17 protein-coding genes are annotated in these 16,736 nt (G+C 67.2%); 4 read left to right on the forward strand and 13 right to left on the reverse strand.

The features are described 5' to 3' along the window. The first annotated feature begins 9 nt into the window (after positions 1-9). Positions 10-687 (forward strand): response regulator, encoded by a 678-nt coding sequence (locus tag AC30PD_RS18565; RefSeq protein WP_489537161.1) that lies wholly within the window; start codon positions 10-12, stop codon positions 685-687. Here the strand turns inward: AC30PD_RS18565 and AC30PD_RS18570 are convergent. Next, a complete protein-coding gene (locus AC30PD_RS18570; RefSeq protein WP_489537162.1) occupies positions 632-2,104 on the reverse strand; it encodes an ATP-binding protein in 1,473 nt (490 codons plus the stop codon). The two genes, AC30PD_RS18565 and AC30PD_RS18570, sit on opposite strands and share 56 nt — an antisense overlap. Positions 2,105-2,114: 10 nt before the next feature. Further along, positions 2,115-2,648, reverse strand: a complete 534-nt coding sequence (locus tag AC30PD_RS18575; RefSeq protein ID WP_489537163.1) for an SCO family protein — start codon at positions 2,646-2,648, stop codon at positions 2,115-2,117. 222 nt (positions 2,649-2,870) lie between these two features. On the opposite strand from AC30PD_RS18575, the gene AC30PD_RS18580 reads away from it, so the two are divergent. Beyond that, the gene (locus AC30PD_RS18580; protein WP_489537164.1) at positions 2,871-4,235 is read left to right on the forward strand and encodes a hypothetical protein; all 1,365 of its coding nucleotides are present in this window, start codon (positions 2,871-2,873) and stop codon (positions 4,233-4,235) included. 10 nt (positions 4,236-4,245) lie between these two features. Continuing rightward, positions 4,246-4,635 (forward strand): hypothetical protein, encoded by a 390-nt coding sequence (locus tag AC30PD_RS18585; RefSeq protein ID WP_489537165.1) that lies wholly within the window; start codon positions 4,246-4,248, stop codon positions 4,633-4,635. Positions 4,636-4,641: 6 nt separating this feature from the next. Here the strand turns inward: AC30PD_RS18585 and AC30PD_RS18590 are convergent, their stop codons facing one another. Continuing rightward, positions 4,642-4,812, reverse strand: a complete 171-nt coding sequence (locus tag AC30PD_RS18590) for a hypothetical protein (RefSeq protein ID WP_489537166.1) — start codon at positions 4,810-4,812, stop codon at positions 4,642-4,644. A gap of 190 nt (positions 4,813-5,002) precedes the next feature. Here AC30PD_RS18590 and AC30PD_RS18595 point away from each other — a divergent pair, with 190 nt between their 5' ends. After that, positions 5,003-5,926 (forward strand): LysR substrate-binding domain-containing protein, encoded by a 924-nt coding sequence (locus AC30PD_RS18595; protein WP_489537167.1) that lies wholly within the window; start codon positions 5,003-5,005, stop codon positions 5,924-5,926. A gap of 233 nt (positions 5,927-6,159) precedes the next feature. Here the strand turns inward: AC30PD_RS18595 and AC30PD_RS18600 are convergent, their stop codons facing one another. The 10 genes from AC30PD_RS18600 to AC30PD_RS18645 form a co-directional block, all read right to left on the reverse strand. Further along, on the reverse strand, positions 6,160-7,752 hold the full coding sequence (locus AC30PD_RS18600) for an amidohydrolase family protein (RefSeq protein WP_489537168.1): 1,593 nt from the start codon (positions 7,750-7,752) through the stop codon (positions 6,160-6,162). An 84-nt stretch (positions 7,753-7,836) separates the two neighbouring features. Further along, positions 7,837-8,145, reverse strand: coding sequence for a YciI family protein (locus tag AC30PD_RS18605; protein WP_489537169.1), 309 nt, complete (start codon positions 8,143-8,145; stop codon positions 7,837-7,839). Between the two features lie 5 nt (positions 8,146-8,150). Next, positions 8,151-9,176: a uroporphyrinogen decarboxylase family protein gene (locus AC30PD_RS18610; RefSeq protein WP_489537170.1), complete on the reverse strand. Its 1,026-nt coding sequence runs from the start codon at positions 9,174-9,176 to the stop codon at positions 8,151-8,153. A gap of 28 nt (positions 9,177-9,204) precedes the next feature. Further along, positions 9,205-9,909, reverse strand: a complete 705-nt coding sequence (locus AC30PD_RS18615; RefSeq protein WP_489537171.1) for an ABC transporter ATP-binding protein — start codon at positions 9,907-9,909, stop codon at positions 9,205-9,207. Beyond that, positions 9,902-11,692, reverse strand: a complete 1,791-nt coding sequence (locus tag AC30PD_RS18620; RefSeq protein WP_489537172.1) for a branched-chain amino acid ABC transporter ATP-binding protein/permease — start codon at positions 11,690-11,692, stop codon at positions 9,902-9,904. Before AC30PD_RS18620 ends, AC30PD_RS18615 begins: the two co-directional genes overlap by 8 nt. Beyond that, a complete protein-coding gene (locus tag AC30PD_RS18625) occupies positions 11,692-12,558 on the reverse strand; it encodes a branched-chain amino acid ABC transporter permease (RefSeq protein ID WP_489537173.1) in 867 nt (288 codons plus the stop codon). The genes AC30PD_RS18620 and AC30PD_RS18625 overlap by 1 nt, the downstream gene beginning before the upstream one ends. A gap of 10 nt (positions 12,559-12,568) precedes the next feature. Then, the gene (locus AC30PD_RS18630) at positions 12,569-13,768 is read right to left on the reverse strand and encodes an amino acid ABC transporter substrate-binding protein (protein WP_489537174.1); all 1,200 of its coding nucleotides are present in this window, start codon (positions 13,766-13,768) and stop codon (positions 12,569-12,571) included. A 20-nt stretch (positions 13,769-13,788) separates the two neighbouring features. After that, positions 13,789-14,751 (reverse strand): Bug family tripartite tricarboxylate transporter substrate binding protein, encoded by a 963-nt coding sequence (locus tag AC30PD_RS18635; RefSeq protein WP_489537175.1) that lies wholly within the window; start codon positions 14,749-14,751, stop codon positions 13,789-13,791. After that, complete coding sequence (locus tag AC30PD_RS18640) at positions 14,748-15,902, reverse strand: CaiB/BaiF CoA transferase family protein (protein ID WP_489537176.1); 1,155 nt, start codon at positions 15,900-15,902, stop codon at positions 14,748-14,750. The genes AC30PD_RS18635 and AC30PD_RS18640 overlap by 4 nt, the downstream gene beginning before the upstream one ends. Next, the gene (locus AC30PD_RS18645) at positions 15,899-16,705 is read right to left on the reverse strand and encodes a citryl-CoA lyase (RefSeq protein ID WP_489537177.1); all 807 of its coding nucleotides are present in this window, start codon (positions 16,703-16,705) and stop codon (positions 15,899-15,901) included. Before AC30PD_RS18645 ends, AC30PD_RS18640 begins: the two co-directional genes overlap by 4 nt. Positions 16,706-16,736: the final 31 nt, after the last annotated feature.

Here is a 16,736-nt window from a genome sequence, read left to right on the forward strand (position 1 = left end):
CCCCACACCATGCGACTGCTCCTGGTTGAAGACGACGTTCTGTTCGGTGGCGCGCTGCAGAAATCACTGCTGCGCGCTGGCTATGCCGTCGACTGGATCCAGACCGCCACCGAGCTCGTGGGCTCGATGCGCTCGGCCGAATACGACTGCGTGCTGCTCGACCTGAACCTGCCGGGCGGCAGCGGCGAGGCCTGCCTGGCCCAGATCCGCGATCGCAGTGCCGGCCTCTCGGTGGTGGTGATCACCGCCAGCGGCGGCCTTCTGGACCGGCTGCGCCTGCTTGAACTGGGCGCCGACGACTATCTCGTCAAGCCGGTCGATCTCGACGAAGTCAACGCCCGGCTGCGCGCGATCATGCGTCGGGTGCAGCAGGCGCAGAGCGGCAGCGACGTGTTGTCGCATGGGCCGCTGCGGCTGCAGCCGGCGCGCCGCACCGCCACCTGGAAGGGCCAGCTGGTGCCCCTCACGAACCGCGAGTTCTGGCTGCTCGAGACGCTGGTGCGTAAGAAGAACCAGATCCTGTCGCGCGAGCGCCTCGAAGAGACGCTCTACGGCTGGGGCGACGAGATCGAGAGCAATGCGGTCGAGGTGTACATCCACCACCTGCGGCGCAAGTTCGATCCGACGCTGATCAGGACCGTGCGGGGCTTGGGTTATCAGCTGGGGGCCGAACCGCCGACCGAGTAGAGAGCTCGGGCGTTTCGGCCGGCGCCTGCACGCTGCGCGCAGGCAGGGCGCGGAACAGCACCTCGACGCGGAGCCCGCCGAGCGGCGACTCCAGAAGTCGGATCTTCGCGCCGTGCAGTTCGACCACCGAGAGCACGATCGACAAGCCCAGACCCACGCCTTCGCTCTGGGTGTGGGTCTGGCCCAGCCGATTGAAGCGCTCGAAAGCGCGCTCGCGGTCGGCGGCCGGAATGCCCGGGCCGGCATCGTCGACGGTCAACACGATGCTGTGGCCCTGCGACCAGGTCTGGACCTCGACCAGGCCACCGGCGGGGCTGTAGAGCACGGCGTTGGCGACCAGGTTGCGCATCAGGACCGAGAACGCAAAGCCGTGCCCGGACAGGCTCGTTACTGAAAAGCGCGTGCCGAGCATGACCGCCTTGGCCGCCAACCGTGGCCCCAGGTCCTGCATCACCTTCTGGTAGGTGTCGGGGATGTTCACGAGCTCCGCGACGAAGCCAGAGTCGGTGGGCACGCCCTCGATGCGCGCCAGATCGAGCAGCTGATCGAGCATGTGCGAGGCGCGGTCGACACCGGTACGCAGCATTTGCAGCGCTTCCTGCAACTCGTCGTCGTTGCGTGCCGAGCTGGCCAGCTGCGCCCAGGCCCGCAGGCCGGCCAGCGGCGTGCGCATCTCGTGCGCGGCCACCGACGTGAAGCGGCGCTCGGCCGACAGTGCATGGCCGACGCGCAGGAACAAGGTGTCGATCGACCCCAGGATCGGCATCAGCTCTTTCGGGGGGGCGTCGAGTCTCAGCGGGGTCAGGTCGAGCGGGTTGCGGTGCCGCAGCTGGTTGGCCATGGTGTCGATCGATCCGAGCGAGCGACGCAACAGCACCCACGTGGCGCCGAACACCAGTGCGAAGGGGATGAGCAGGAAGCCCACGTAGTACGCTGTCATGAGCCCGGTCTGCGACCAGCGTTCTTCGATGTTCTCGGCCACCTGGATCACGAACTTGCGGTCTTTCGTGGGCAGCGAGAAAGCGCGGTATTCCTCACCCTTGAGCTCGACGGTGTCGAAGCCCAGCCGCGACAGCGACATCAGCGGCCTGTCTGAAGCGGCTTCGTGGGTGCGCATCAGCAGCGCACCGTCGCGTGACCACACCTGGTAGCGGTACAGCAGCGCGGCGGTCGGCCGCGTCTTGAGGTTGTGGTACTTCATCGCCCCGGAGGCGTCTTCTTCGTTCAGCTCTTCTTCGACGAAAGACAGCACGGTCGCGGCCAGATGTTCGAGCCGCGAATCGAGCATCTGGTTTTCCTGGATGCTGGCAGCCGAGTAGATCGCCACGCCGCCGAACAGCAGCGAAGCGAGCATCGCAAAAGCGGCGATCAGCGCCATGCGCCAGCGCAGAGACCACGAGTAGACCCGGTCGATCATGGTGAGCGCCTCAGGGCAAGAGCACGGCCAGTTCCTGATCGAAGCTGTCGATGCTTCGAACGGGCGCGCCTTCGGCCGACAGCAGCACGACCTTGAAATCGTGCATGGTGTGCTCGCCATAGCGCCAGTAGCGCACGCCGAGCCGGTTCGCGATGCGGCGCGTCGACGCTTCGTCGCCAGAGAGAAACTGCCAGTTCGCGCGGTTCAGTTTTCGCGCGGCGCGGTACCCGGCCCAGTCGGCAGGCCGGTCCTGGCTGGGGTCGAGCCCGATGACGACGACGTTGATCGTGGCATGGCGCTCGTCGGCCAGCGCCTGCAATTGCTCGAGCACGCGCAGGCTGGTCGAACAGACTCGCCGACAGGCGCCGTACGCCATCGTCACCACCGTGGGCGTTCCGCGCAGTTGCTCGAGCCTGAAGGAATGCGACTGGTCATCGAGCCAGCGCCCCTCGGTGCGGTAGAGATCCTGCGCACGCGCGCTGTCCGACCAGCCACCAATGATGACGATGGCGGCTGCGGCGCAAAGCAGGCGAATCGGGTGCATGACGGCAGGGCGGGTTCTTGACAAAGCCTAACGCAATTGGCGAGTGACGCCGCATCGGCGGCAAGCGACGCGAGCGCGAACGCGTGAAAGATACGGCAAGCTGCTCCGCTCGAACAGCCCCGCCCGCGGGTTTCGGTGCCCCGAAATCAAGACGGTCTCGCTAGACTTGTCGGGCCACGCCGACCGCCGTTCGGCCCGGATCGACTCCGAAGGGGACTTGCGATGATGAGCAGACACTGGTTCACCAGACTCCTGGTGCCGACAGGTGCAGTGGCCGCCGCTTGTCTTCTGCTGGCACCGCCCGCACACGCCGACGACCAGGCCGACAAGATCAAGGCGCTCGAGAAGCGCCTGGAGCGCAGCGTGCAGCTGATCGAGACGCTGGCCGCGCGCGTGGCCGAACTCGAGCGTCGCGCAAAGAGCCAGGCAGCGACCACCGCCGAACGCGAGCCCATCGCAGCACACGTCGAGCAGTCCAAGGACATCGTGCTCCTGCAGGAAAGTGTCACGCAGATATCCGCGGGCCTGAGCAAGCGTGAGCAGGACACCGGCTTGCCGCTGCACGGTTTTGCCGACGTTGGCGCCGGCTGGTCGAGCGGCGCCGACACGCAGAAGCTGCGCGGGTTCAGCGTCGGAACGCTGGACCTGTATCTGACGCCGCAGTTCGGCGACCGCGTCAAGGCCCTGGCAGAGATTGCCTTCGAGTTCGAGCGCGACGGCAAGGGCGAAGTCGAGATAGAGCGCCTTCAACTGGGCTACACCGTGAGCGACGCTCTCACGGTGTGGGCCGGGCGCTTCCACACGCCCATCGGGCTGTGGAACACCTCGTACCACCACGGGGCCAACCTGCAGACATCGATCTACCGCCCCCGGTTCGTGGAATTCGAAGACAAGGGCGGCATCATCCCGGCGCACTCCGTCGGCCTCTGGGCCAGTGGCAAGACCCGGCTCGGTGGCGGAAAGCTCACCTATGACAGCTACCTGAGCAACGGGCCGCGCATCAACAACGGCCGCCTCGACCCGAACACGTTCACCGACGACAGCAGCGGCAAGATGCTCGGCTTCAACCTGGGGTACCAACTGGCCGGGCCTCTCGGCGGGCTGACGACCGGCCTACACGGCTTCGGCTCCACCGTGACCGCGAATGCGAATTCCGGTGCCACGCTCGGCCAGACCCGTCTGCGCATGGGTGGTGCCTACTTCGGCTATGACGCCGACGACTGGGAAGCCATCGGCGAGTACTACGGCTTCAGGAACACCGAGCAGGCGGGCGGTGCCGCTCGGTCGAGCCGGGCCTGGTTCGTTCATGTCGGCCGCACCTACGGTTCGCTGACGCCATTCGTGCGCTACGAGCAGGCGTCGCTGGACTCTCAGGACAACTACTTCCGGACCCAGCTTGCAGGCAAGTCCTACCGGCGAAGTGTGGTCGGGGCGCGCTATGCACTGGGCTCCCGGTCGTCGCTGAAGTTCGAGCTGAGCCACACCAAGGAGGCGCCAGCGCTGCTGCTCGACGAGAACGGAGTGTCGACCTCGTGGCCGGGTGCCAGCTTCCGGCGCGCTTCGCTGCAGTACTCGATCGCCTTCTGAGCGGCGGGCGATGAAACGCTTTGTCTTCGCGTGCCTGTCGATCGCCATGCTGGCTCATGGCAGTGCGATCGCAGGCGAAGTGATCGCGCACCCGAGCGTGAGCCTCAGCAGCGAAGAGATCCGCGATGTCTTTCTGGGTGAAAAGCAGTTCGCCGGGACGCTCAAGCTGGTGCCCGTGGACAACACGGCGATCCAGACTGAATTCCTGTCGGGGGTGCTGCAGACCGATGCACAAAAGTACGCTGCCCGATGGACCAAGAAGACTTTCCGCGAGGGCCTGGCTGCCCCGGCGCGCAAGGGCAGCGATGCCGAGGTCGTGGAGTTCGTTCGCACGACCCCCGGCGCGGTGGGCTACGTGAGCCGGCCCCGACCGGGAGTCAAGGTGCTTGAAAGGTTCTAGGGCCTGTCAACGCTGCGGCACGGCCGCCTTGGCGACGATGACCGGTGCTGAAGACAGCGGCGCTTGAGACTCGACCTGCGCCGGGCGGGCCAGCGAGGCGACCGCGTCGAACAACCAGACCGTGAGGCCCACGTAGGCGATCGCGATGAAGAGACGGGCTTCGGGAGAGAGTTTCATGATGACGATCCGATGGTTTGGATGGCACGGCAGTGCGGGTTCGAGAGACTGCAATCCAGTTTAGGAACCGGCCGCGGCTTCGGCAGACCACGTTCTAGGGTGGCGCAGGCGGGCACCCCTAGTTCGTGCACTCATGGCCGGCCGCCGGATACGATCGACACCCTGCGCCTTGCCATCTCGCAGCCATCAAATGACCCTCACCGAACTCCGCTACATCGTTGCCGTGGCCCGCGAGCGCCACTTCGGGCGTGCTGCCGAAGCCTGCTTCGTGTCGCAACCGACGCTCAGCGTCTCGATCAAGAAGCTCGAGGAAGAGCTCGACGTGAAGGTCTTCGAGCGCGGTGCGAACGAGGTGACAGTCACGCCGCTGGGCGAAGAGATCGTGCGCCAGGCGCAGACCGTGATCGAGCAGGCCGCGGCGATCAAGGAGATCGCCAAGCGTGGCAAAGACCCGGTCTCGGGCCCGCTGCGGCTGGGCGTGATCTACACGATCGGCCCCTACCTGCTGCCCGACCTGGTGCGCCAGGCGATCGAGCACGTGCCGCAGATGCCGCTGATGCTGCAGGAGAACTTCACCGCCAAGCTGCTCGAGATGCTTCGCGTCGGCGAGCTCGACTGCGCGATCATGGCCGAGCCTTTCCCCGACACCGGCCTCGCGGTGGCGCCGCTCTACGACGAGCCCTTCATGGCGGCGGTGCCCAAGACCCACGCGCTGGCCAAGCGCAAGAACCTGAGCACCGAAGAGCTGAAGAGCGAGACCATGCTGCTGCTCGGCACCGGCCACTGCTTTCGTGACCACGTGCTCGAGGTCTGCCCCGAGTACGCACGCTTCGCCAGCAGCGAGGCCGAAGGCATCCGCAAGAGCTTCGAGGGTTCGTCGCTCGAGACCATCAAGTACATGGTGGCCTCGGGCATGGGTGTCACGGTGGTGCCGCAGCTCAGCGTGCCCAAAGACGCGCAGCCGCACATCAAGTACATCCCGTTCACGAAGCCGGTGCCCACGCGCCGCGTGGTGCTGGTGTGGCGCCGCACCTTCACGCGCTACGAAGCGATCGCGGCGCTGCGCAACGCGATCTACGCCTGCCCGCTCGAAGGCGTGAAGCGGCTCTCTTGACCGGCGGGCCGATCAGCCGGTCGTGAGCGTGGCGTAGAGCACGGTCAGCACGAGCACGACGAAGCAGAACGCTCCGAGAAAGTCCGAAGAGGACCGGGTCTTCTTGAGGGTGGCGGCGGGCTTGTTCATGAATGAATCATCTCGTCACATTCGTGAATTGCACACCCCCGCGAATACGGGATGTCAGTTACCCGAACCGGGAAAGCCCGCTTGCCACCCCCTCACCCGGCCCGTCAGCGGAACACGTCCTTCGCGATGCCGGCCGCACTGAACAGGTAGTCGCGCGAGTCTTCGAGCTGGTTGCGCAACCGGTTGAGGTTGGTGTCGAGCAGACGCCCTTTCCACTTGCGCACCTTGCCGGCGACGATGACGGTTTCGACGTTGGAGCGTTCCATCAGCGAGACCACCGCGCCGGGCACGCTGTTGAGCGGCGCCACGTTGATCGCTTCCGCGTCGAGGATGATGATGTCGGCTTCCTTGCCCGGTGTGAGCGAGCCGACCTTGTGGTCGAGCCTCAACCCCTTGGCACCGTTCAGCGTGGCGTAGCGCAGCACGTCGCGCGTGGTCAGCAGGTTGGGCACGCCGGCAGCCGGCGTCGGGTACTGCGTGGGTGGCGACAGCGTGCCTTGCTCGAGCACTATCTGGTTCACCAGCGCACGCTGCACGTTCATGGTAGAGCGCATCTGGGTGAAGAAGTCGGCCGTGAGCGTGCACTCCACGTCGGTGCTGAGCGACGGCTCCATGCCCAGGCTCTGCATCTTCAGGATCGGCGGCATGCCGTGGCGCATGTTCATCTCGATCGGCACCGCGAGCGACACGTGGGCGCCGGCGTCCTTCGCGCGCTGCCAGCCCATGTCGGACATGCCAGTCATGTGCACGAACAGGTTGTCGGGCCCGAGGCCGAGCGTGCCGCTGTCGCCGCCCTTGCCCTGTGCGAGCAGGTCGAAGATCGGGCGGATGCCGAACGGCGACAGCACATGGCAGGCCACCTGCAGGCCGAGCTCGCGCCCGATCTTCCAGGCCTGCTCGTAACCCGGCAGGTAGAGCTCGCCGCCCATCACCATCGTCATCAGCTGGTCGTTCGACGAGAACCACTGCTTCTTGATGCGGGCCGCGTCGCCCGGGTACTTGTTGCCCGGGTTGGTGCCGAGGATCGCAGCGCCCGCGCTCTCGAAATAGCCGAACACGGCGCGCCGGCCCGAGTCCATGATGCCCTTGATCGCGGCGTCGGAGTGCTGCGGCGAGTGGTGGATCTGCGAGATGTCGTGCACCGTCGTCACGCCCGCGTCGAGCTGGCTGAGCGAGCCGAACAGCTGGTTGATGTAGACGTCTTGCGGGCGGTAGACCGGCGCGAACTTGAGCAGGATGTACTCGAAGTAGGTCGGGTCGGCGCTGCGCGAGCCCGAGCCGTCGTTGATCAGGATGCCGTCGGCCAGAAAGCTGCGCAGCGCGGTCTCGAACAGGTGGTGGTGGGTGTCGATGAAACCCGGCATCACGATGCGGCCGCGCGCGTCGATCTCGGCCGCGCCGCCGGCGTGCAGGCTGCGCCCGATGGCCACGATCTTCTTGCCTTCGACCAGCACGTCGGCCTGCGCGAAGTCACCGACCTTCGGGTCCATCGACATCACGGCGCCGCCGCGGATCACGTAGCGCCGGCCATGCCGGCCGCTCTCTTCGGGCTCGCGGTCTTCGTGCGCCGCGGCCGGGCCGGCCGCGAGCAGGTTGAACGCGGTGGCTGCCGCACCCGTCGCGGCCGCGGTCTTGAAGAAGTTTCTTCGCGAGCCGAAATGGTTCTGGGGTTTCCCTTCGTCACAGAGTCTGCACATGGCCTTGTCTCCTGCAAAGTGAGTCACGCCCAGCCATGACCCGTTGTTGGTTTGTCTGCTCACGCAGTGCTGGGTGATTCGAACTCAGATCGGTGTGTCGACGAACCCCGCGCGTTGTGGCCAGAGGTTGGTGAAAGCGTGCACCTGCGATGCACCGTAGAGGCCGGCGCGCGTGAACGGCTCTTGCGTCAGCCACGCGAGCGCCGAAGCACGGTCGGCGAAGTCGATCACGAGCAGGCTGCCGCGCATCGTCTGGCCGTCTTCGGCGAGCAGCGGGCCAGCGAACGCGATGCGATTGGCCACCTGGGCGAGATACGCCTTGTGCTCGGGCCGCACGCGCTGGCGCAGGTCACCGGCATCCGCGCGGTCGGTCAGGTGGAAAGCGAACAGCATGGCACTCAGCCGCCGTGCCGACTCCGCAGCACTTTGGCCGCTTCGACCATCGCGCGCAGTTTGCCGATGGCGGTTTCGCGCGGCAGGTACTTCATGCCGCAGTCGGGCGCGAGGATCACGTTTTCTGCCTTCACGTAGGGCAGTGCACGCTCGATGCGCTGCACGATGGTGTCGACCGTCTCGACGGCCGGGTCGGAGAGGTCGATGCAACCCACCATCACCCGCTTGCCGTCGAGCGCCTGCAAGGCCGAGCAGTCGAGGTGCGATTGCGCGGTCTCGATCGACACCTGCTTGCAGCTGCACTGCGCCAGTTCGGGCAGAAAGGAATAGCCGCTCGGTCGCGCGTGGATGATCGCGGCGTAGCCGAAGCAGATGTGCACCGCGGTCGTGCCGGTGATGCCTTCGAGCGCGCGGTTCAGCGCGGCCAGGCCGTATTGCCGTGCCTTCTCGGGGCGCGCCTGCATGTAGGGCTCGTCGATCTGCACCACGTCGGCGCCGGCCGCGAACAGGTCGCGGATCTCGGCGTTCACGGCGGCGGCGTAGTCCATCGCCGCTTCTTCTTCGCTCTTGTAATAGTCGTTCTGAGCCTGTTGCAGCATCGTGAACGGGCCGGGCACGGTGATCTTCACCATGCGGTCGGTGTTGGCGCGCAGGAACTTCAGGTCGTCGACCTCGACCGCGTGCTTGCGGCGGATCTTGCCGACGATGCGCGGCACCGGGTTCGGGTGGCCCGAGCGGTCGAGCGCGGTGCCGGGGTTGTCGAGGTCCACGCCTTCGAGCGCGGTCGCGAAGCGGTTCGAGTAACTCTCGCGCCGGATCTCGCCGTCGGTCACGATGTCGAGGCCCGCTTCTTCCTGCGCGCGGATCGCGATCAGCGTGGCGTCGTCTTGCGCCTCTTCAAGGTATTGGGGCGGAATGCGCCACAGCTCGCGCGCCCGGGTGCGCGGCGGGAAGCGCCCTGCCAGCTTTTCGCGGTCGATCAGCCAGTCGGGTTGCGGGAAGCTGCCGACGATGGTGGTGGGGAACAGCATGATGAGGTCGTCTCCGTTGTCGTGGTGTTCACACGCCCAGGTAGGCGCGCTGGATTTCTGGGCGGGCGAGCAGTTCGTCGGGCGCACCGTCGGCGACGATGCGGCCTTCTTCGAGCACGTAGGCGCGGGTCGAGACGCCCATCGCCATCACGACGTTCTGCTCGACCATCAAGACCGACATGCCTTCGGCGTTGATGCGCCGGATCGCCGCGAACATGTCGTGCACGATGAGTGGCGACAGGCCGAGCGAAGGTTCGTCGAGCAGCAGGAGCCGGGGCCGCGCCATCAAGGCGCGGGCGATCGCGACCATCTGCTGCTGCCCGCCCGAGAGCTCGCCGGCCGGGGCCGCGAGCTTTTCCTTCAAGACCGGGAACAGCTCGATCGCTGCTTCGAGCGACTGCTTGCGCTGCGCTTTCGCGGCCGGCAAGTAGCTGCCGAGCTCCAGGTTCTCGAGCACGCTCATGCCGGTGAACAAACGCCGGCCTTCGGGCACGATCGCGATGCCGGCTTCGCAGAAGCGGTGCGGTGCGAGTTGCGTGATGTCGTGGCCTTCGAACACGATGCGCCCGGCGCGCGCGCGCAAGATGCCGGCCAGCGTGTTGATCAGCGTGGTCTTGCCGGCGCCGTTCGGGCCGACGACGCACAGCAGTTCGCCGCTGCGCACTTCGAGCGACACACCCCAGAGCGCCGGTGCCGCGCCGTAGGCCACCTGCAGGTCGTGGACTTCAAGCATGGGCCGGCTCCATCGGTGGCGCCGGCGGCGCGTGCGGTTTGCCCAGGTAGGCGGTCATCACTTCGGGGCGTTGCATCACGTCGGTGGCGCTGCCTTCGGCCAGCAGCTCGCCGTGGTTGAAGACGACGATGCGGTCGGTCAGCGCCATCACGGCACGCATCACGTGTTCGACGAACACGATGGTCGAACCCTGGTCGCGGATGCGCCGGATCAGCGCCACCGCGTCGTCGATCTCGCTCGGCGTGAGGCCGCACAGCACTTCGTCGAGCAGCACCAGGCGCGGGCGCGAGGCGAGTGCGCGCGCGAGTTCGAGGAACTTGCGCTGGTGCAGGTTGAGGTCGTCGGGGTGCGCGTTCGCCTTCTCGGCCAGGCCGGTGAATTCGAGCCAGTCCATGGCCTGCCGGCGCGCGTCGGCGGGGTCGGGCACGGAGCCGCCGAACATCGTGGCCAGCGCCACGTTGTCGAGCACCGTCATGTGCGGGAACGGGCGCGGGATCTGGTACGTGCGCGCGATGCCGGCCGCGGCGATGCGGTGCGCCGGCAGGCCCGTGAGGTTGCGGCCTTCGAAAACGATCTCGCCGGCGGTCGGTGTGTAGTGGCCGCTGACGACGTTGATGAAGGTCGACTTGCCCGAGCCGTTCGGGCCGAGCAGGCCGAGGATCTCGCCGCGCCGCACCTCCACGTCGACCCCGGCCAGCGCACGCACGCCCTTGAACGACTTCTGCAGGCCGCGCACACGCAGCAGCACTTCGCCGTGGTTCGCGGGCGTGCTGGTGGCAGCGCTGGCGGGTGCGGGCGCCGCGGCGGCCAGCGACGAAGGCGCGTGCGCTGCCCCCGGCGCCGCGGCCGGCTTGCCGAACAGCTTCTTCAGCCGCAGCAGGATGCCGTCGGGCATGAACAGGATCGCGGCGATCAGCACCACGCCGATCATCGCCTTGCCGGCGATCGCGTGGTCGGCGGCGGTGAAGCTGTAGAGCAGCGCCGTGATCGCGACGGCGCCGACGGCCGGGCCGGCCCAGTGGCGTGTGCCGCCGAGCACGCTCATCAGCACGACCGTGAGCGGCACGGTGATCGTGAACACGTCGCCCGCCGTCACGTACGACAGGAACAGCGCGTGGATGCCGCCGGCCGCGCCGGCCAAGGCGCAAGAGATGGCGAGCGCGATCAGTTTGTAGCGGTAGGTCGGCACGCCCATCACTTCGGCGGCGTCTTCGTCGTCGTGGATCGCGAACAGGCCGGCGCCGAACTTCGAGACGAAGATCGCCCACGCGACCAGCATCGTCACCGTGGCCGCGGCCAGCGCCAGCAGGTAGAAGGTGGACGATTGCGTCGGCCCGATCTTCGGCACCGGCACGCCGCTGAGCGGCACGCCGTTGCCACCGTCGATCGGCGTGTTGACGACGATGGTGCCGATCACGAAGGTGATCGCCAGCGTGAGCAGCGCGAACAGTTCGCCACGCACGCCCTTGACGCGGAACACGACCGCGCCGAGCGCCACGCCGAGCACCGCGGCCACCAGCGCGGCGGCCGGCAGCGTCCACAGGAACGGCCATTCGTAGCGTGCCAGCAGCGTGCTCGTGGTGTACAGGCCGGCGCCGAAGAAGGCGCCGTGGCCGAACGAGAAGTAGCCGGTGTAACCCGAGAGAATGTTCCACGAGGTCGCGAGCACGATCCAGTGCAGCATCAGGTACAGCAGCGAGTCGTAGAACGCCGGCAGGCCGAGCTGCGGCACGAAGGCCAGCGCGACGGCGGCGGCAACGATGATCAGCGGTGTGCGCTTCATCACGAGGCCTTTCCCGGGCGCAGCACCAGGATCAGGATCAGCAGCGTGAACGAGACGATCGGCGCCCACGACGGCGCGGTCACGGCCATCGTGATGGCTTCGCTGACACCGATCACGGTGCCGGCGATCAGCGGCCCGAGCGCGCGGCCCAGGCCGCCCAGCATCACGGCCGCGAACACGACGCCGACCCACGCGTACATTTGCGAGGGTGCGAGCGTGAAGCTCAGCGCCAGGCACACGCCGGCGATGCTGACCAGGGCCGAGCAGGTGCCGGCCAGCAGCAGCGCGTTGCGTTTCTGGTTCACACCGAAGGCCGACGCGATGGGCGCGTCTTCGGCAGCGGCACGCATCGCGCGGCCGAGGTCGGTGTAGCGCAACACGGCCCACACCGCGAGCGAGATGGCGACCGCGAGCACCAGCGTGATCAGCTCGGGCACCGGCATGTAGAGCCCGGCCAGCTTGAACTTGTGCTCGCCGTAGCTCGATTCGAGCTTGCGGAAGTCGGCCGTCCAGATGGTCTGGATGACCGCTTCGATGATGCCCATCAGCCCGAAGGTCAGCAGCAGCGAGTTGAAAGGCGTGACCTTGAAACGCGCCATCACCCAGTGCAGGCCCGCGCCGAGCGCGAAGAACGCGGGCACGATCACGCCGAGCGTCAGCAACGGGTCCACGCCCTTCGACGCCATCTGGTAGCAGACGTAGGCGGCGAGGAACGCGAACGCGAAGTGCGCGAGGTTGATGAGCTTGAGCAGGCCCCAGCTCAGGCTGAGGCCCAGGCCCATCAAACCGTACAGCGCCCCGACGAAAACGCCCGAGAGGATGCTTTGCGACAGCAGCGAGAGGCTGGGCAGCGTGAAACCCGACATGTGAAGGTGCTTACGGCGCGAGCAGCTTGGCGCCGCCAGAGGTGACTTCCTTCGGCCAGACCACGACCCACTTGCCGTTCTGCACCTGCTTCACGCGCATCAGGTCGTCACCGAAGTTGCCGGTGCCGTTGAAGCGCAGCTTGCCTTGCAGCGTGTCGACGCGGTTGGCCTTGATCCAGTCGGCGATCTTCTTGTCGTCCAGGCTCTTCGTGGCCACGACGCCGGCTTCGAGAATCTGCCAGGCGGTGTACGACGCCGCGGCCTGGGTTTCGACCGACGGGTCGGCCAGGCCGGCCTTGGTGGCGCGGTCGCGGTAGATCGCCACGAACTCGGCTGCGCCGGTGTTCGCGGTGAAGGGCGGCTGCTCTTCGAAGATCGTGACCGACAAGGCGTTCTTCGCTTCGGGCAGCGACACCAGCGGCCCCGGCGACGGGTACAGGTAGAAGTGCTGCGGCGGGGCGTAGTCGATCTTCTTCATCGCGTCGAGCAGCAGGTTGCCGTCGAGGCCGATCGCACCGACCCACACGAAGTCGGGCTTGGCGTCCTTGATGCGGTTGGCGATCGGGCCGAAGTCGCGGTTGCCGAAGTCCCACTCGAGGAACAGCACTTCATTGAGGCCGCGCTTCTTCATCACCTCGCGCGCGCCGGCCGACATGAACTGGATCGACGGGAACTTGCTCGTCACCACGGCCACGGTCTTCGGCGGCTTGGGGCCGGCGGCGAGCGCGTCGAACACCGTGTTCGGCACGGTGACGGCCGGGTCGCTGCCGAGCGACCAGGCCGGGAACTGCATGTCGTACTTGGCGAGCGACGGAATGCCCAGCGTGTGGTGCACCAGCACCTTGTTGTAGCGCTGCGCCACGCCCATGGCCGAGAGGATCGCGCCGGTGGCATACGGGCCCATCAGCAGGTCGACCTTGTCGGCGGTGACGAGCTGCTCGTACAGCGTGCGCGCCAGGTCGGGCTTGGACTGGTCGTCTTTCACGACCCACTCGATCGGGCGGCCGAGCCAGCCGCCGCGCTTGTTGGCCTGCTCGATGTAGATGTCGCCGACCAGCTTGTGGACCTGGGCGGTGGCCGAGAGCGGGCCGGTCAGCGCGAGCGTGCTGCCCACACGCACCGGCGTACCGGCTTGGGCGAAGGCCAGGCCCGAGAGGCCGAGCAGCGTGGCCGCGACGGCGCTGCGGCGTGAAAGGTTCAGGGTGTTCATCAGGCTTGTCTCCTTGTTGATCAATCGACTTGTGCGCCGGAGCGCTTTACCAGTTCGGCCCATTTCACGAGCTCGGTCTTGTTGAACGGCAGCATTTCCTCAACGCGCATGGCACGCTGTTCGATGCCCTGCTCGCGCAGCCTGTTCGCCACGTCGGGCTGGGCGAGTGCGCTCGCGGCGGCCGTGCGCAGCGTGCCGAGCGTGGCCGGCGGCGTGGCCGCGGGCGCGTACAGCATGAACCAGGCAACGAGGTCGAAATCGGCCACGCCTTGCTCCATCAGCGTGGGCACGTCGCTCGCTGCAGCACTGCGCACGGCGCCGCTCGCGCCGAGCGCACGCAGCTTGCCGGCCTTGATCTGCGGCATCACCGCGGCCGGGTGGTAGAACAGGAAATCGACCTGCGCTGCGATCACGCTCGTCATCGCGACCGCGCCTTCCTTGTAGGGCACGTGGATCATCTTGCCGCCGAGGCGCTGTGCGAGCAGCTCGCCGGCCAGGTGGCCCGAGGTGCCGTTGCCGGCCGAGGCGAAGGTCACGCCTTCGGGGCGTGCGGCCAGCGTGGCCAGGTCTTTCAGCGTCTTGGCGGGCGAGTTCGCGGCCACGACCAGCAGGGTCGGCGTGTAGCCGATGAATGCGACGGGCGCAAAGTCGCGCAGCGTGTCGTAGGGCAGCTTGCGGAACAGCGCGGCGTTGATGGCGTGGGTGCCGACGGTGCCCATCACCAGCGTCTTGCCGTCGGGTGCCGACTTGGCGACCTGGTCGCTGCCGACCGAGCCGCCGGCCCCGGCGCGGTTGTCGACGATCACGGTCTGGGCGAGTTGTTTGCCCAGGCCTTCGGCCACGACCCGGCTCACGGTGTCGGTCGTGGTGCCGGGGCCGAAGGGCACGACCATCTTGATGGCGCCGTTGTCTTGCGCGTGGGCGATGCCGGCAAATGCCAGCAGGCTGGCAGCGAGCACATGGCGGCGGGTGGTCGGGGTCATGCGTCGGCTTTCGTGGTGCGGGCCTTCACGGCAGCGCGGATTTCTTCGTTGTGTTCGCCGAGCGTGGGCGGGGGGCGGACGTCGAGCGCACGCTGGCCGTCGAACGAAACCGGCGAGCGCACGGTGCGGAACAGGCCCATCACCGGGTGCTCGGCCGAGGCCGTGAGTTCCAGGTGCACGGCCTGCGGGTCGGCGAGTGCTTCGCTGGTGTCGTACATCGGCGCGTGTGGCACGTCTTGCGCCTGCAGGCGCTGGCACCACTCGTCACGCGTTCGGTGCTTGAAACGTTCGCCGAGCAGTTCGATCAGCGTTTCCTGGTTGGCGATGCGCGCGTCGCGTGTGGCGAACCGTGCGTCCTTGAACAGGTCGGGTTGTTCGATCGTCACCGCCAGGCCTTGCCAGAATTTCTCGGGCGACGACATGTGCAGTGCGATCCACTTGCCGTCGCTGCACTCGAGCACATAAGACTGCGACACACTCGGCCGGCTGTAAGGGCCCATCACTTCGTTGACCTGAAAGAAGTGCGTGAAGGCGTCGAGGTTGAAGTGCGCCATCGCCTCGAGCATCGAGACTTCCACGGTGCGGCCGACGCCGGTGCGGCCGCGCTCGAACAGCGCGCCCATCACACCGTAGGCGGCATAGAAGCCGGTCAGCGAATCGGCGATCGCCGGGCCCACGACACGCGGGTTCTGCGGGTTCACGAGCAGGTTCAGAAAACCGCTCGCGGCCTGCGCCACGGTGTCGTAGGCGGGGCGGTTGGCGGCCGGCCCGGTGGCGCCGAAGCCGCTGATCGAGCAGTAGATCAACTTCGGGTTCAAGGCCCGCAAGCGCGCTTCGCCGGCGCCGAGCTTGTCGGCCACGCCGGGACGGAAGTTCTGGATGTAGACATCGGCATCGGCGATCAGCGCGTCGAACACGTCGCGGTCCGCCGCGTCTTTCGTGTCGAGCGTGATGCTGCGCTTGTTGCGGTTGTAGGTCTGGAAGTGCGGGCTGTACAGGCCGTCCTTGAAGGCGCGGAACGGGTCGCCGGTCTTCGGCATCTCGACCTTGACCACGTCGGCGCCCAGGTCGCCGAGCAGCATGCCGGCGGCCGGGCCCGTGATGAACGTGCCTTGTTCGACGACCTTCAGGCCTTGCAGGACCTTGATCATTCGTGGGCACCGAATCCGGCAGGAACTTCGCCGTCGTAGACCATCTCGCGCGTCGCCTGGTACGACAGCGCAAAACCGATCGGCTGCGAGATTTCTTCGAGCAGGTGGGCGATCAGCCCGGCCGTGCGGGCCAGGATCGGCACGCCTTTGAGCGCCTGCACCGGGAAGCCGGCGCCGAGCAGCACGGCGGGGATGGCGCCCGAGACATTGAGCTTCAGGTCTTTCTTGAGCACCTGCGGCATCAGCGCTTCGACCGCTTCGGCGATCGCGACGAAACGCAGGTCGGTGCCGGCGGCACGCGCGACGTCGAACAGCGCGCCGACACGTTCGTCACGTTCCTTGTGCAATGGGTGGCCGTAACCCGGGATCGTCTTGCCGGCCGCACGCCAGGCCTGCATCACTGCGAGCGCCGCCGCGTCGACAGCGGTGCCGGCCTGCACTTGTGCGTCGATCTCGACATACAGGCGCCCCGCCGTTTCCGACGAACCGAGCACCACCGAGCCGCAGCCCAGGATGCCGGCCGCCACCGCGCCCTGCATCGCGTCGGGCGCGGCCGCGAAGGTCATGCGCGCGGCCTGCACGCTGGGCACCAGGCCGTGGTCGGCGATCGCCACCAGCGTGGCGTTGAGCACCGCCGCTTCGCCAGCCGTGGGCAGCCGGCCGTTGAGCAGCAGGCAGAAGTGTTCGACGAACGAGACCTTGCCGATCAGGTCTTTCGAGAGATCGCGCCCGCGCACGACGATGGTGTGTGCGTCCGACGTGGTGATGGACGTGCGGGGCACGGTGACCTTGCCGATCTTCATGGGAACCTTGGGCGTTGGGTGGGGCGTGGCG

This window comes from Rhizobacter sp. (genome assembly GCF_032229685.1).
Lineage (GTDB): Bacteria > Pseudomonadota > Gammaproteobacteria > Burkholderiales > Burkholderiaceae_C > LMDS01.

Excerpts from the sequence above, each read along its gene's own strand:
- AC30PD_RS18565 (WP_489537161.1), top strand. The coding sequence starts at position 10 with ATGCGACTGCTCCTGGTTGAAGACGACGTTCTGTTCGGTGGCGCGCTG.
- AC30PD_RS18570 (WP_489537162.1), bottom strand. The coding sequence starts at position 2,104 with ATGATCGACCGGGTCTACTCGTGGTCTCTGCGCTGGCGCATGGCGCTG.
- AC30PD_RS18575 (WP_489537163.1), bottom strand. The coding sequence starts at position 2,648 with ATGCACCCGATTCGCCTGCTTTGCGCCGCAGCCGCCATCGTCATCATT.
- AC30PD_RS18580 (WP_489537164.1), top strand. The coding sequence starts at position 2,871 with ATGATGAGCAGACACTGGTTCACCAGACTCCTGGTGCCGACAGGTGCA.
- AC30PD_RS18585 (WP_489537165.1), top strand. The coding sequence starts at position 4,246 with ATGAAACGCTTTGTCTTCGCGTGCCTGTCGATCGCCATGCTGGCTCAT.
- AC30PD_RS18590 (WP_489537166.1), bottom strand. The coding sequence starts at position 4,812 with ATGAAACTCTCTCCCGAAGCCCGTCTCTTCATCGCGATCGCCTACGTG.
- AC30PD_RS18595 (WP_489537167.1), top strand. The coding sequence starts at position 5,003 with ATGACCCTCACCGAACTCCGCTACATCGTTGCCGTGGCCCGCGAGCGC.
- AC30PD_RS18600 (WP_489537168.1), bottom strand. The coding sequence starts at position 7,752 with ATGTGCAGACTCTGTGACGAAGGGAAACCCCAGAACCATTTCGGCTCG.
- AC30PD_RS18605 (WP_489537169.1), bottom strand. The coding sequence starts at position 8,145 with ATGCTGTTCGCTTTCCACCTGACCGACCGCGCGGATGCCGGTGACCTG.
- AC30PD_RS18610 (WP_489537170.1), bottom strand. The coding sequence starts at position 9,176 with ATGCTGTTCCCCACCACCATCGTCGGCAGCTTCCCGCAACCCGACTGG.
- AC30PD_RS18615 (WP_489537171.1), bottom strand. The coding sequence starts at position 9,909 with ATGCTTGAAGTCCACGACCTGCAGGTGGCCTACGGCGCGGCACCGGCG.
- AC30PD_RS18620 (WP_489537172.1), bottom strand. The coding sequence starts at position 11,692 with ATGAAGCGCACACCGCTGATCATCGTTGCCGCCGCCGTCGCGCTGGCC.
- AC30PD_RS18625 (WP_489537173.1), bottom strand. The coding sequence starts at position 12,558 with ATGTCGGGTTTCACGCTGCCCAGCCTCTCGCTGCTGTCGCAAAGCATC.
- AC30PD_RS18630 (WP_489537174.1), bottom strand. The coding sequence starts at position 13,768 with ATGAACACCCTGAACCTTTCACGCCGCAGCGCCGTCGCGGCCACGCTG.
- AC30PD_RS18635 (WP_489537175.1), bottom strand. The coding sequence starts at position 14,751 with ATGACCCCGACCACCCGCCGCCATGTGCTCGCTGCCAGCCTGCTGGCA.
- AC30PD_RS18640 (WP_489537176.1), bottom strand. The coding sequence starts at position 15,902 with ATGATCAAGGTCCTGCAAGGCCTGAAGGTCGTCGAACAAGGCACGTTC.
- AC30PD_RS18645 (WP_489537177.1), bottom strand. The coding sequence starts at position 16,705 with ATGAAGATCGGCAAGGTCACCGTGCCCCGCACGTCCATCACCACGTCG.